At 58.3% G+C, this 15293-nt stretch carries 11 protein-coding genes; all 11 read left to right on the top strand.

Annotated elements, in window-relative coordinates:
* Window position 1: 1 nt before the first annotated feature.
* Window positions 2-1573 (top strand): cobyric acid synthase, encoded by a 1572-nt coding sequence (locus V9G17_17255; GenBank protein MEI2754343.1) that lies wholly within the window; start codon window positions 2-4, stop codon window positions 1571-1573.
* A 393-nt stretch (window positions 1574-1966) separates the two neighbouring features.
* Window positions 1967-2698: a DUF3365 domain-containing protein gene (locus V9G17_17260; protein ID MEI2754344.1), complete on the top strand. Its 732-nt coding sequence runs from the start codon at window positions 1967-1969 to the stop codon at window positions 2696-2698.
* A gap of 67 nt (window positions 2699-2765) precedes the next feature.
* Complete coding sequence (locus V9G17_17265) at window positions 2766-3128, top strand: response regulator (protein MEI2754345.1); 363 nt, start codon at window positions 2766-2768, stop codon at window positions 3126-3128.
* 111 nt (window positions 3129-3239) lie between these two features.
* A complete protein-coding gene (locus V9G17_17270; GenBank protein MEI2754346.1) occupies window positions 3240-3677 on the top strand; it encodes a chemotaxis protein CheW in 438 nt (145 codons plus the stop codon).
* 97 nt (window positions 3678-3774) lie between these two features.
* Window positions 3775-5649 carry a methyl-accepting chemotaxis protein gene (locus V9G17_17275; protein MEI2754347.1) on the top strand — a complete coding sequence of 625 codons (1875 nt, stop codon included), beginning with the start codon at window positions 3775-3777 and terminating at the stop codon, window positions 5647-5649.
* 52 nt (window positions 5650-5701) lie between these two features.
* Window positions 5702-9085, top strand: coding sequence for an Hpt domain-containing protein (locus tag V9G17_17280; protein ID MEI2754348.1), 3384 nt, complete (start codon window positions 5702-5704; stop codon window positions 9083-9085).
* 46 nt (window positions 9086-9131) lie between these two features.
* Window positions 9132-9704, top strand: a complete 573-nt coding sequence (locus V9G17_17285) for a hypothetical protein (protein ID MEI2754349.1) — start codon at window positions 9132-9134, stop codon at window positions 9702-9704.
* A gap of 88 nt (window positions 9705-9792) precedes the next feature.
* Window positions 9793-10197 carry a chemotaxis protein CheW gene (locus V9G17_17290; protein ID MEI2754350.1) on the top strand — a complete coding sequence of 135 codons (405 nt, stop codon included), beginning with the start codon at window positions 9793-9795 and terminating at the stop codon, window positions 10195-10197.
* A gap of 28 nt (window positions 10198-10225) precedes the next feature.
* On the top strand, window positions 10226-11692 hold the full coding sequence (locus V9G17_17295; GenBank protein ID MEI2754351.1) for a response regulator: 1467 nt from the start codon (window positions 10226-10228) through the stop codon (window positions 11690-11692).
* 60 nt (window positions 11693-11752) lie between these two features.
* Window positions 11753-12694, top strand: coding sequence for a hypothetical protein (locus V9G17_17300; protein MEI2754352.1), 942 nt, complete (start codon window positions 11753-11755; stop codon window positions 12692-12694).
* Window positions 12695-12894: 200 nt separating this feature from the next.
* On the top strand, window positions 12895-14964 hold the full coding sequence (locus V9G17_17305) for an HD domain-containing phosphohydrolase (protein ID MEI2754353.1): 2070 nt from the start codon (window positions 12895-12897) through the stop codon (window positions 14962-14964).
* The last annotated feature ends 329 nt before the right edge of the window (window positions 14965-15293 follow it).

Below are 15293 nucleotides of genomic sequence, written 5' to 3' on the forward strand. Positions count from 1 at the left end.
TATGTCCCAATCTCCACGTGCCACAGCCATTGCGATTTTGGGTACCGGCTCAGATGTCGGGAAAAGCATGATCACGTCCGGGCTCTGCCGGTTATTGTCTCGTGCGGGTATCCGTGTCGCGCCCTTCAAGGCGCAGAATATGTCGCTGAACTCCTTTGTCACGCCGGCCGGCGGCGAGATCGGGCGCGCGCAGGCTCTGCAAGCCGAAGCCTGCGGGATTCCTCCCCATGTGGATATGAATCCCATTCTGCTGAAGCCGGAATCCGATTCCCGGTCTCAGATCATCGTGCAGGGGAAAGTATTTGCTACGAGGGAGGCCAGGGCCTATTTTGCGCGTGGTCGGGATTCCGAATTGTTTCAGGCGGTGGAACGCAGTTATCACCGCCTCGCCTCGCAGTATGAGGTCATGGTCATCGAAGGAGCCGGCAGCGCCGCGGAGGTAAATTTGCGGGATCGTGATCTGGTGAACTGGCCGGTCGTCGAGATGGCCGATGCGAAGGTGCTGTTGGTCGGGGATATCGATCGCGGCGGTGTGTTCGCGCAGATCATCGGTACGCTTGATCTCATCACGCCGGAGGAGCGTGACCGGGTCTGCGGGATCGTCATCAATAAGTTCCGGGGAGACGCGGCGCTGTTTGCCGACGGCGTTCGTTTTCTGACGGAGCGGACTGGCATTCCTGTCCTGGGCGTCTTGCCGTTCCTCCGCGACCTGGCACTCGATCAGGAAGACAGTCTCGATGTCGATCGCCAACGGCAGGTCGCGTTTCAGCCGGATCGTATCAACATTGCGGTCGTGCTCCTGCCCCACATGAGCAACTTCACCGACTTCAACGCGTTGGCTGACGAACCGGATGTGTCGCTGCGATACGTATCTGCTCCAGAAGCTGCCGTAGGCGCTGATGTGATTGTGCTCCCCGGTTCCAAGACCACGTTGGCGGATCTGGCCTATCTACGTAGCAAAGGATTTGAAGCCTTGCTGCGTGTGCATGTTCAGCGTGGTGGAGAATTGGTCGGGGTCTGCGGCGGTTATCAAATGCTCGGGCGACAGATTGCCGATCCTGATGCGGTCGAATCAGGCGGGATCGGCGAGGGCTTTGGTTTTCTTCAGGTCACGACGGTCTTGATGCGGGAGAAAATTACGGAGCAGGTTGAGGGGCGTGCGATACATCTTGATGGATCAGCGACGGTACCGGTGCGCGGGTATTTCATTCACATGGGGCGGACGGATCGTCATGCACATCGACCGTGTTTTGAGGTTCAGGGAACAGTGAATAGTTTCGACGGACGCGCCGAGGCAACCGAACGGAAGCCTGTTTCTTTCGACGGCGCGGTGAGTGACGACGGGTTGGTGTGGGGCACCTATATTCATGGGCTGTTCGACGAGCCCCTCTGCCGTCGCACGTGGCTGAACCGATTACGCACGAGAAAGGGTCTTCCCGTTGCCGACCTTGCTGCTTCCCAACAGGTGAATCAACAACGAGTGGATGCGCTGGATCGATGGGCCGACCACGTGCAACAACATCTTGATCTCACCTCGATCTGGGAACTCCTCCGTCACGGAAGAACCGCCTGATCTCTGGGCGCATCGTACCTGCGACCGTTTCCAAGCGACTTTGACGTTTCGTAGGAAAAGCGACGAAACTTTGGCACTCCCTCCAAATTCTTGAACAACTAGTCGCCTAGGTCAGTCTCGCTGATCATAGTGCATATAGTTGCCCGTCCTTACATATTCATCCGCAAAATCGCCGAGTTCCTTGATCCGGCCAAGCTTCCCGCGAAGATCCTAACTAATTGTTTTGTTTGGCACCAATCGTGCACTGACCTCACCGGGGGCGCATAGGTTTCGCGCGACTCCATCGATTCATGAAATTGTCAACGGAGAATTTTGCGCTATCTTTGGTGAGAGACAGACTCACTTAAGCGTGTGATTTGGTTAGGCGATTTGCGACCGGCGGGAGGAGGGGGCATGGCGACTCATTTCTTCAACACAATTGCGGCGGCATTGACCATGGCTTGCATGGGCGTGGCTGTTCCGGCAGCGGCCAATACCGAGGTGGAAACAGCCGAGTTGCTCATTAAGTTATTGCAGGTGGGGCGCGGTGTGATTTCCGAGCATCAAGCCACGATCAATGACGCCAGCAAGGGCGACAAGGGCTTTACCGGCGACTTTTTGACGGCCCAGGTCGTCGAGCGATTTCGCAAGGCCACTAAGATCGACCTGAGTCGGCCCAGCACCGTGCCGCAAGCTCCGCTTTTTCTCGCCATGGTGGAATCCGAGAAGGAGGTCATCGATGAAGCCCAGCCGGTGATCAACAAGCAAGGCGTTGGTTTCAAAGGCATTATTCCTGCCGTGTTCGCCAGAAAGTCCGGTGAGCGCTTTTATCGAAAAACCGGGATCCGTATCAAGTTGACGGGTATCGACTATCGCTATCCCGGGAATCGTCCGGATGACTTCGAATCGGAAGTGCTGAGGATTTTTTCCGACACGCGCCACCCCAAGGGCCAGCCGTACAGCAAGGCTACGATGTTGGACGGCAAGCCGGTGCTCCGCATGATGGATCCGGAGTATGCCGCAAGCACGTGCCTGGGGTGTCATGGCAATCCCAAAGGGGAACGCGATATTACCGGCGCCAAGAAGGAAGGGTGGCATGAAGGCGATCTGGCCGGTGCGATCAGCATCGTGATTCCCATGCGGTAACCGGAGTGGTCGGATCAACAGGAAGTCATTCGCACACATTTAGCAGGTTTGAAGGGGGGATGTACTCATGAGCAAGATCGTTGTTGTCGATGATTCGTACGCCGAGCTGCAGTTGATCGAAGGCTATCTCAAAGCGGCGAATCATACGGTCGTGTCGTATCCGAATTCCGACAAACTCGAAGACAAGTTGGCGGTCGATAAGCCGGACCTGATCGTCTTGGATGTGGTGATGCCGGGGCGGAACGGCTTTCAAGCCTGCCGCGACTTGAAAAGCGATGACCGCTTCAAAGGGATTCCGATCGTGCTCTGCACCTCCAAGGGGCAGGAGAGCGACAAGTTTTGGGGCCAGCAACAGGGCGCTAACGGGTATGTGGTGAAGCCGTTCAAGGCCGAAGATTTGGTCGCCGCCGTCAAGCGGGCGCTGAACTAATCTATGGACAACGTTCCAACGATCTACCCTCAATCGTCAGCTTCATCCCCGGCTCACGGATCCTCCAGCTCATCGAGGTCTTCTGCCGCGAAGCTCGACGGTCCCTTGCGTATGTGCGTCTTGACGCTAGGCGGCGAACTGTTTGCCGTCGATCTCCGGCATGTGAGTGAAGTGTTTGAGGTGGAATCTGTGACCGTCGTGCCTGCTGCGCCGAGCCTGTTGACCGGCGTGACCAATCTCCGAGGTACGGTCATTACGCTGATTGATTTACGGGGAAGTCTTGGCCTGTCCGTGACGGAAACCGCACTGCCGTTTGCGGTGGTCATTCGCCAGGGTAGTCGTCAAATCGGTGTGCTCGTCGATCACGTTCCTGAGATCCACACCATCAGTCCCGAGCATCTGTTGCCGGCGATGCAAGCCGGACCGGCAGGGGCGCGCCCGTGCGTATCGGCCGTGCTTCGCCTGGACGAGCGGCTGGGAGGGGTGTTGGAGATCCCGCAGCTTTTTGCGCAGGTTGACGGAGGCAGCACGGCAGTTGCGAACGCGTAACCCGTAGGAACTTGACACGACGTAGGCTTGTGACACCGCACACGTATGCGGCCGGCCACCGGATTTTGAGGGACAGCAGAACAAGGAGGAGCGCACCATGATCGGGCAAGGCTTCAAGAACAAATTTCAGGACATGAAAACAAAGACGAAGCTGCTGGTCAGTTTCGGTCTTGTCAGCGCCATTATCCTGGTCATGGCCAGCGTCGGTGTATTTACCCTGCGCCAGCTCAGTAGTCAGTCGCAGATGGTGTATACGGACTACACGCAGCCGTTGGCCGAATTCGCCAAGATGGGTACCGCGTTGACCAAGCATCACCAGGTACTCCTGGACGTTGCGACGGCGACCAAGCAGGCCGACTTTGCCCAGGAAGTGACTAAGCTGGCTCCCTTGAAAGCCGAAGTCGATAAAGCGGTCTCGAACTACAAGAGCACGACCCTGCGCCTGTCGCGCTCGGGACGCGATGAAACAAAGGATTTGTCGTTATTTGAGCCGGCGCTGAAAAAATACTTCCAGGACGCCGACGGTGCGCTCAGCGCGATGGTGGACAGTTTCGATAAAACGATGCTCTCGTCCGGACAGGCCGATCAGATGCGCGCCCTCGGCGTCTTGGCGTTGACGGTCAACCTGACACCATCGTTCGAAAACGCGGTCAAGCGTCACAATGAGCAGGTTTCCTCGATTGAAGCGGTGGCCAAGGATCTCAACGACGACGCGCAATCCCTAGCCAGTAACGGAACGGTCATTCTGATCGTCGGCGGTCTGGTCGCCGTGGCGCTGGGTAGTTTCGTCGGATACCTCTTGGCAACGTTCCTGTCGCGCGGTATCACGCACATCGCCGGTGTCGCGACACAAGCCGCCGGCGGTAATCTGCAGGCTCGCGCGAAAGTCCAATCGCATGATGAGCTGGGTCAGATGGCCACGGCGTTCAATTCCATGCTCGATCGTATTACGGCCTTGGTGTCGACGGAGGAAGAACGCGACCTCATGCAGAAACGCCTCATGCAATTCCTCGTGTTGGTATCCGAAGTCGGTAAAGGAGACTTGACCAAACGAGGTGAGGTGACGGCCGATATGTTCGGAAACCTCGCGGACGGTTTCAACCTCATGATCGCGCGATTCGGACAATTGTTGAAACAGGTGCGTGAGGCGGCCGATCGAGTCAATAAATCGGCCGGTACCTTGCGTGATTCAGCCGGTCACATGTCCGGAACCGCCAAGTCGCAGGCGGAAGAGTCCGTACGTACACTGGGTGCGGTTGAACAGCTTGCGGCCGGTATGCGTCAGGTGGCCACCACGGCCGGCGCGTCGTCCGATTCTGCGAAGCAGGTGCTGTCAGCCACCGAGCGCGGGAACGTCGCGGTGCAAGAGACGGTGCGCGATATGCAGAGCATTCGTTCCGCGGTGCAACGTATGTCGAAGCAGGTGAAGGGCCTTGGCGATCGGTCTCTCGAAATTTCCCAGATCGTGTCGACGATCCGTGATATCGCGAATCAAACAAACTTGCTGGCGCTCAACGCCGCGATCGAAGCGGCCGGCGCCGGTGAGGCCGGTGCACGATTCGCAGTGGTTGCCGATCAGGTCAGAAAGTTGGCGGAAAGCTCGACGCAGGCCACCCGTGAAATTGCTGATCTGGTGAAAGTCATTCAGACAGAAACACAGGATGCGGTTGTGGCGATGGAACACGAAACGCAGGCCGTGGAAGCCGGATCCGCTTCCGCTCTTCGAACCGGTGACGTGTTCGCCGAAATTTCAGGCATTGCCAAACGCTCTTCCGAGCTGGCTGAGAACATCGCAAGCGCGGCATCGGAACAGACCGCATCGACGGAAAAAGTCGGTCGTGCCATTAAGGAGTTCACCGGTGGCGCCGTGGCGACGCAAAAGCAGACGGATTCCACGCGTCTCACGATCGAGGATATGGCGAAATTAGCCGAAGGCCTCAATTCCTCAGTCGCCCAGTTCAAGCTCGCGTAGGGGACGTCTAGAAGAGCGGTGATGTGGTTCCGCTCGGATGCTGAGTGGGTCAATGAGCGCAGATTTTGATCGCGACCAGTTGCTGGGCATATTCGTTGCCGAGGCCGGTGACGATATGCGTTGCTTTTGGAACGCGTTACATCCCGAGGGGAAGGCGCAGCCTGAACCGAGCGATGTGGCCGACTTCCATGCGGTCGGTCACAAGCTGAAGGGTGCGGCGCTGTTGTACGGATTTCCTGCCCTTGGCCGACTCGGTGCGTTGCTCGAAGATGCGCTCGAACATGTTCAGGAAATATCCTCTGCTCAATGGCCCGCAGTCCTGCAATTGATGCGGGAGATCGCTGCCTCCTATCGAGTTCAGGTAGAGGACATCGGGCGCGGAGGTGGGGAAGATCCTTCTGTGGTGGAGGGATTTGTGCGGCGATGTTCCGAACTGATGCCGGTTCTCTCGATGGAGTCGTCGGCGGAGGCGGCACAGTTGTCCGTCGAGCCGGCGGATGAATACCTCATTCCGGCCATTGATGGTGAAGTCTTGTCGTACTTCTCGCCGGAAGCCGAGGAGTATCTCAGCACGATTCAGACTCTCCTCCAGCGCCTGGAAGGCAACTTGGTCGATGCTGATACGATTTATCAATTGTATCGGGTCGCGCATACGTTGAAAGGCTCGGCCTACACCGTCGGATTTGACGTCGTGGGCGATGTGGCCCATCCGATTGAAACGTGCATGAGTGCAGTCCGCGAGAGGGCTGTCACGATCGCCCCGCATTGGATCGCCATTCTCCGCCAAGCGGTGGACGTGATTCGAAATCTGATGGCGCGTGATGCGCAGTTGTTGCCACGCCTGCGCCAGGATGTGCCTGCGATCGTGACGCAGCTTCACGCAATGGAGCAAGGTGTCAGTCAGGCTGAGGCGGCGGTGGGTCCGCACAGTCGTATTGATGGAATAGCGGTTGAGAATCCCGTGCCCGTTACCTTGCCCAGTCCAGAACTATCGGCTCAAGCCATCATTCCGACCCGCACGCAGGAGCTCACGGAAGAGTATTTGATCCCGGTCCTTGATGCTGAGGTGATGTCCTATTTTGCGCCGGAAGCGCAGGAATATCTGGAGAGTCTCGAAGCCGACTTGCTACGGGTGGATAAGGACGCGGAGAACCCTGAGACGATCCATCAACTCTTTCGTACGGCGCATACGCTGAAGGGCTCCGCGTACACGGTGGGTTTCCAATCCATCGGCGATCTGACGCACCATATTGAAGACTTTATGGGCGCCGTTCGCGAAGGGACGCTCGAACTGCTTCCCGGCCATACGGACGTGTTGTTGCGTGCGATCGACGTCGTCCGGGCTCTCATGCGGCGCGACGCCGGCATGGTGGGGCGCACCAGGCAACGATTTGCAGCGTCGTTACAAGAGTTACAGCTGCTGGGACAAGTCCAGGCGACAGCCGATGACGGGCAACAGGTCGTGTCCTCGGCCGCCGAAAGTCTTCCAGTCGAAGAGATGCGCGAGTCCGATGGCACGGAGTCGGCCAAGGGCGCAGACGGAAAAGCCGGTGAAGAGCGGGAAGTGATCCGTGTCAGCCGGGAACGTTTGGAACGTCTCCTGAACCTCGTCGGTGAATTGGTCATCGATCGCGGCCGTCTCGAGCAGCGGCTACGCACGCTGGATCAATTGGCCACGCAAGTGTTGTCGAATAAATCAAGATTGATCGAAGCCGTACGGACGTTCGAGGACAAGCATACCTTTTCCTTTCAACCGTCTCCCACGACACCCGGCGATGTGCCGCCACAAGGCTTCCCGGGGGTGAGTGATTTCGGAAGTTTGGAGTTCGATAAGTATGACGACTTCAATATTTTGGCCCGGCGCATCAGTGAGGTCACGGCCGACATTACCGAGTCGATGGCGCAGCTGAGCGGGTCGATCCATCGTGCCCAGGATGATATGGGGTCATTGCAGCAGTTGACGCTGGGCATGCGCGATGAAATCGCTCGCGCCCGGATGGTCCCGATCGGGACGCCCTTTACGCGGTTCCGGCGCGCGGCCCGAGAAATGGCTCGCGCCACCGGGAAAGAAGTCAATCTGGTTACGTCCGGAGAGCATACTGAAATCGACACCGGTGTCGTCGAGCGGCTCGTCGATCCGCTGGTGCATCTGGTGAGGAATGCGGTCTACCACGGCATTGAACCGGCGGGAATTCGTCGTAGCCAAGGGAAACCGGCGGTCGGCACCATCTATCTCCATGCGGCTCATCGCGGGAACTCGGTGCTCATTGAAGTCGAGGACGATGGCGCAGGCCTCGACATCGCAAAAATTAGAGCCAAGGCGGTGAAGTTGGGGCTCGTACGAGCGGATGTTGTTGCATCCTTGCCGGAAAGTGAAGTCATCAAGTTTATCTTCCTGCCCGGATTCTCTACTGCCGAAGCCGTCGGAGGCCAAGCTGGCCGTGGTGTCGGGATGGATGTGGTCAAGCGAGTCATCGAGACGATGAACGGCCACATTGAAGTGGAGTCAGTCTACGGGCAGGGCACCAAGTTTACGATGCATTTGCCGCTCACATTGTTGATCGCGACTGCCCTGCTCGTCCGAGTTGGAAAAGAACGGTATGCGATTCCTCTTCCGAGTGTGCGGGAGGTGACCATGTCGACGGCGACGACCATCCAGCGTATGGGGGACCGTTCCGTCTTGCAGATCGGCGACGAAGCCATTGAGGTGCATCCGCTCGGAAGCCTGATTCGCCGGGAGGCCGGCATGATTGAAGAAGCCACTCCGGTGGTCGTGGTTCGGACATCGACTGGTGTGCTCGGTTGCGCGGTCGATGAATTGTTGGGTCGCCAGGAAATCGTCATTAAATCCCTGGGGGCGCTCAAACCCTACGATCGATCCGTATTCGGGGGTGCGACCATCGATCCGGAAGGACGCGTAGTCCTGGTGCTGGATGTCAGCCGTCTGACCACTCGGGAGTATCACGAGTCCCTGGCGGTTCTTCAGAGCCCTGTCTCCTCGCCGATGCTCGACGAGCCGGCTCAGACGTCCTCGACGCAGAGTTCGGACAAGCAACTCCCACTGTTGCTGATCGACGACTCGCTGAGTATCAGAAAGTTTGTTGGCCGCATGTTGGAATCCGCCGGGTATACCGTCGAGACCGCGACCGATGGTGAGGAAGGGTGTCGCAAAGCCTTAGTCCAGAACTACCAGGTCATTATCACAGATCTCGAGATGCCGAAGTTGAACGGGTTCGAAGTGATTCAAGCTCTTCGTGCCAGACCTCAAACCCAGGCGACGCCGATCCTTGTCATGACCACGCGAGCCGGAGAAAAACATCGTCAGATGGCTGCCAGTGTGGGCGCGTCAGGATACATTGCCAAACCAGTTGAGGAACGGGCCTTGATTCAAGAAGTCCGTAAGTGGGCAGGGCGTGAATCCGCCGTCAAGAAGTAACCGCGTGTGGTCGAAGTGCGCCATTGCGGGCGAATGAAGGGCAACCATGGGGCTTCGAGGGCATAACGCATTGAGGGAGTCACGCGGGCAGGTGATCCGGTTTCTTGTCTCTCTGATCGGGTCGACGCATGTGGCCTTTCCCTCCCATTGGGTTCGCGGCATTGTCACACCTGGTGAGGCGAGCGGGGGAGGGGCGGTCACGTGGGGCCACGCGGTGTACGATCGTACCGATCTTGCCGATCGGTTCTCCATCCGAACCACGGGTCTGACGGCTGAGACCAGGCTCGTTCTCTATGCCAACGAGGGATGCGCGCGATGTTTTGCGGTGGAGAAGGTGCTCGGTCTCATCGACGTTGAGCGAGATCTGATTCAGCCCCTTCCGGCGCAGTTTCGAGGAAAGGAGCGGGAGCGATTGCTAGGCTTTTTCGTCGAAGCCTCGTATGTCGCCCTCATTGTGAATCCATTTTGGGTGCTCGAGCTTCCCTCTCGGAACAATATCCTGGAGGTGTTTGCCCTGCAGGTCTCGAATGGTCGGCCAGGCGAATTCGATTCCAGACTCAAGCTGGCTTCGGCGGTCTTGGAAGACCTCCACCCGGTCTCAACAGGATCGGCTACGTAGACACAGAGGATCAACGATGTTACGTGCGCAGCGACACAGACAGATACCTGCAGGCTCGAAGGGGGCCCCTGAGGCGCGGATGCAGAGTATGGTCGTCTTCTCGGTCGGAGGCCAACGTCTGGCCGCCAGAACCGATGAGATCGGCGGGGTCATGCCGTGGCCCGGGACGATAGTTGTCCCGAGCGAGACGCCGTTTGTGGTCGGTCTGGTCAGGCAAGAAAGAGGCTGTCTGCCGGTGTTTGACCTTGCGGCAAAGTTGAATCGTCTTGTCGAGGAGCGCGACTGTCTGTGTTTGGTGGTCAAACATGTGGACGGTCCCCTCGCCATCTGCATCGATTCCCATGTTCCTTCCTTACACACAATTGCGCGGTCGGCTGTGCAGTATCGTGCCGGCAATGATCCAGACATGGCCGGAAGCTGTATCGCTGGAGATGAAGAACTTCCGATCATCAACCTGACAACCTTAGGGGTCTCATCGAACCGTTCTGCGTGATGAGCCTTGCAGCGGGTAGAGGAACAACATGCCAAAGATTCTGATTGCCGATGACAGTATCGCAGTGCGTAAGGTAGCCGAGCGACTCCTGACCGAGGCTGGGATGGGTGTCACACTTGCGGCGAATGGATCGGAAGCCCTTGCGCTCTTAAGTAAGGATCGCCCGGACTTGATTGTCTCCGATGTGATCATGCCGGACAAGAGTGGGTATGAGGTGTGTGCGTATATTCGAGCACAGAGCAATCTGGCCGATCTTCCGGTGTTGCTGATCAGCGGGATTGTGAACGATGAGGTGGCGAGGCAAGCGGAATCCTGTAAAGCGGATGGTGTCCTGAAGAAACCGTTTCAGGGATCGTCCCTGAAGGATCGCGTGTTGGACCTACTCAGTAAGCGCCCGAAGAAATCTGTGCCTGAGTTGGAACAGCCACAACGTCAACCCGCAGTCGAGCCGTCGATCACCGAGACCGTTGCTGCCGCACCGATCGTTCTTGTGCCGAAGGACACGAAGCCGACCTCGGTCGAAGACGGCAGACATCAGCCGATCCCCGAGCCGCTCGCGGTGCGTGCGGAAGAGCCCGAGCCAATACTGATGACGAGCGAAGCGGTATTGAGGCCAGCTCCTGCAGTCCACGCCACTCAACCGGATGTGTCCGCACAGGCCCACAAGCAACAGCAGGCAATCCTGGCCGAGCGTGATGCTCGAATCTTGGCCCTCGAAGCACAGCTGGATGATGAACGTCGACGGAATCAGGAACAGATGCAACGTCTGTTGGATGAGCAGCGCGAGCAAGTTGCAGCCCTTTCGTCACAAGCGCAGGTCCTGGATCAAACCCTGGCGGCTGAACGGGCACAGTGCGCCACGTTATCGGAGCAACTGGAAGAAGTCTCGAGGCAGGTACACCGGATCGGAGACATGGAAGCGGCCCTGGCTGAAGCGCAGGGGCGCGCGGAGCAGCTGTCTCAAGAGGTTGCTGAAGGGGCGCGTCGAGCCGCTCGAATTGCGGAACTGGAAGCGCATCTGGCGGCTGAACGGGAAGCCGCGACGCAATTGGTGCAACAAATCACCAGCCTTGAGCAAGCCGAACAGCGTATGCACGAACTTGAAACGACCTTGGCGGCTGAGCGTGAGACCGCGCAGATCCAACGCCACGAACGTGCCGAGCTGGAGACCATCGCGAGCATGGTGCCGGCACTAGAGGAGGCCTGTGCAAAGGCTCGTGCCGAACTGCTTGAGGGGGAGTCGGCCCTGTCGGCTGAGAGAGACGCTGCCTCGGCGCTATTGATGCAGGTAAAACAGTTAGAAGTGGCTGCCGAGCGGGCCCGTGAATTGGACCTCGCACTGGCCGCAGAACAAGAGCGTTCGATGCAACTGACGAAACGTGCGGAGGAGGCAGAGCATATGGCTCAGCAGTCCACTCGCCGGTTCGAAGATATGGCAAGAAAGTTGGGTGAAATCGCGGGGCTGGCCTCGCAACTCGGGAATGGAAAACGCTAGGAAGGCCGTCGCTCGTTCGCTGTTTCAAATGAGCCGACGTGTCATAGGCAGGATGTCACTGTGTCCACCGAACCAGAACAAACTGAAGACGATTTTCAGAAAGAACTGATCGATCTATTCGGACAAGAGGCCCAAGAGTGGCTGGGCCAGATCCATTCGGCCCTGGCCGAGCTCGAAGGCCAACCGGATACGGACCGACACAGGCAACTGGTGGATGCTGTGGTGCGTGGCATCACCAGTCTCGGGGGGTCCGCCGCCACGGTAAATCTTCCCGATGTCGAACGCGCCACCTTCGCGCTTCTTCCCTTCATCGATACCGTAAAAGATCGCACGACGGTCACCAGTCAGGATTTCCGCACCGTCCGTGAACAATTTCGTCTGGTCGTCACTTCCGTCACGATAGCCACCGGACTTTCTCTGGATCTCGGTCCGGCGCAAACGGCGCCTCCGGAACCGGCCGTCGACTTCCTGACCCTGCTTAACGCGCTACGTCGGCTTCAGGATGAACAGAGCATCACAGGGAGCCCTTCTCGCAGCCTCATTCCTCAGGTCATGCATCGCCTGGAACACGAGGCGAAGCAAGGGGTCAGCCAGATGCAAGTGGCGGTGTTTCAGCAGCTGTTGTGTGAACTGCAGAGCGCGGATGCACAGTGCCTTGATTCGTTACGACAGGCGTTGCCCGATATCGCTCAAAGCCTGAACCAGTTTCGTGTAGAAGGCGAGGGGGCATCGCAGTCCAGCCAGGTGCTCAGTACCTGCATGCAACAGGTCGAACAGCTTCAGGGGGTTGCGAAGCAGGCGAATGCGACCCCGCTCGTCACCTTTCTTACCGGCCTTCAAAGCTTCCTCTCCTTGATCGGTCAACGTCGCATTGTGATTGCATCTCAGCGCGTGCAAGCCGTGGAGGCTCGCATTTTTGCCGTGGCGACGATGATCGAGGAGTGGATCAGCGTCGGACAGCAGGAGCGGGATGTGATGAGCCGGCTGCCGCTGGTCGCCTGAGGAGCCTCCGGTCTGTTTAAGACCAGCCAGACGAAGACCTTCTTTCGGCGTGTCAGCGAGCCGGGGAGCCATCCTGCGGTGGAATTGCTTTCAGACCGTATCGTTGGGATGTGGCGTGTGGAGCGTACACAGACTTCTTGTGAGAACCGACGGTCATCGCGCGGGCACGTGCGGTAGCTGGAGGATGAGAGGGAATAGAAGTGAGTCACTATCGGCAGGCTGAGGACGCGGTCATGCAGATTGCCGCCGCGGTACAACGGCAAGAGCCGGTCAATGTGACGGTGCTGAGCCAGCTTGCCGGCGAGATCGTCGAATCAATCCAGGCGAACGATCAATTGGTCGTCGAGGCGTTGTCCAGCCCTGTGGGGCCTCCGCTGGTCACCAATCTCGTCAATGTCAGTATTCTGGCCACAAAAGTCGGTGTCGGTCTTGGCTACTATGGTGCGGAGTTGCGGCGACTCGCATTGGCCGGACTTCTACACGACATCGGTATCTTCGCTGTTCCGCAGCAACTACTCACGAAGACCGGTCGTCTGACCGCCGATGAACGGGCGCTGGTTGAACAACATCCTCGTTTGGGATGCCGTGTGATTGAGCAGCTCGGTGCGGAGTATGCCTGGCTGGCCGAAGTGGTGTTGCAGGCGCATGAGCGCGGGAGAGGGCAAGGGTACCCGAATCGCCTGAAAGATCAGGAAATCCATGAGTTGGCGCAGATTATCGGGCTCGTCGATATCTTCGATGCGCTGGTCAGTCCACGTCCGTACCGTCGACGCCTCCTTCCGCACGAAGCCATACGCGAGTTGTTGAATACAGAACGTACGGCATTTCCTCGTGAAATCATGAAGGCTCTCGTGGAGCAACTTTCCGTCTATCCCTTGGGCACCACGGTACGCCTGAGCAGCGGGGAAGAAGGTGTGGTGGTGCGGATCACCCCTCAGTATCCATCGCGCCCGGTTCTCCGTGTCACGGATTCGCAGGAGAGGTTCGGATCTGAGTCGCCGCGGTATCTGGATTTGAGTGTGTTGCCGCACGTGTCGGTTGCGGAGACCATCGATTCCCCGGCCTTGGAACGCGTCACCTTCGCCTCGGCGCCGACGCCTGCTGAGTCTTCGGCAGCGACAACCACCGCTTCGGATCAGTTCGCGGCGCTTCTCGAGAGTCTGGATGCGATTGCCGGTGTCATTCAGGCAGCTGTCGCCCAGCCGAAGGCCTCCGCTCCCTCAATTCAATCTCCGTCGACGACGGAGGTTATGGATCAGACGCCACACGTTCGGCGGGAGATTGTTGGTCTGTTTGTGTTGGAGGCTCGTGAATGGCTGAACCAGATCCAGACGGCCTTGGAGCGGCTGGATACGACGAGTGAACAAACGCGCCGCACAAAACTCTCTACGATCTTATGGCAGAGCGTCAACAGCCTCGCGCGATCCGCCGCGACCGTTGGTCTCACGGCGGTGGAAGACATGGCGACCCGGTTGCTGCCGCTGCTCCAGGCTACGGCAAAACATGAGCGCGCGGTGGCGGCGCATCATGTTGCATCGCTGCGAGAGGGGCTGCTTGAGATCAGCAAAATGGTGCAGGACATTCAGGCGGTCGAACGTCTGCCCCACGATCATCTCGAAGGGGGCAATGTGGTCGAGCCACCCGTGACTGACTTGCCTGAGCTGATGGTCCAGGAGCCGCCGGTACCTGAGGAACCACTGTCTTTGGGTGAGAGTGTTTCAACCGCGCCGCCGACCCCCTCGATACTTGAGGCCCTGCGGCAGTTACATCTGGCTCGAGGGCGATCGCTGCAGCCGCTGCGGGATGTGCTGGATACCGTGATTCAGCGCGCCGAACGAGAGGTGGAACGAGAGGGCGGAATGGTCGATGCCCGTGCCATCGGGCGCATGTTGCAGGAACTGGATGAGTTGGACGAGCAGTTTCTCGCGCACATGCAAACGCATGTGCCGACGGTCATGGGCACACTCACACATGTTGCGCAGAGCAGTGAAGCGCGTGTCTTTTCGCCTCAGGCGCTGGAACCCATCTTCGAAGAAATTGATGCGCTCTCCGCTGCCGCCGAACGGGTGTCTGCCGCCAACATCAGTCTCTTCCTGCATGGCCTGCGCACATTCCTACGAGTCACAGCCCAGCATAAGCCGACCGTCATCCGTGAACGACTGGCGGTCGTGGAAGAGCGATTGGCGTCCCTGATTCCGCTGGCCCAGCAGTGGGTGGATGTCGGTCGAGTAGAGCGGGCGGCAATCTTTGATATTCTGCCCATGGCCTAATGGCCGTTGAACTTTTTCCTGTCGGATAACTCCCACGATTTTCTCACCTGCACAAAGTTGAACACGTTCCGATCCCGCTGAGAATCCTCGCGTAGCATCGCCCAATTCTTGAGCACATTGCGCGCGTTCCTTCCCAGCCGAAGGCGCGAGCTTCTATCCACATGGTTGCGCACAACCCGTCCACAGTTCTTGTGGACAGAGCGAAATGATGCCAGTTCAGCCTGTGCGTTGCGTTCCTTTGCCGATGCTGGAGGATCCGCTCGATCGTCTGCTCAAAGTAGTTCTCAGATCGATATTGTGGCGTGTCGGGTGTGAGACAGGGCGATGCA

The organism is Nitrospira sp., assembly GCA_037045225.1.
Lineage (GTDB): Bacteria > Nitrospirota > Nitrospiria > Nitrospirales > Nitrospiraceae > Nitrospira_A.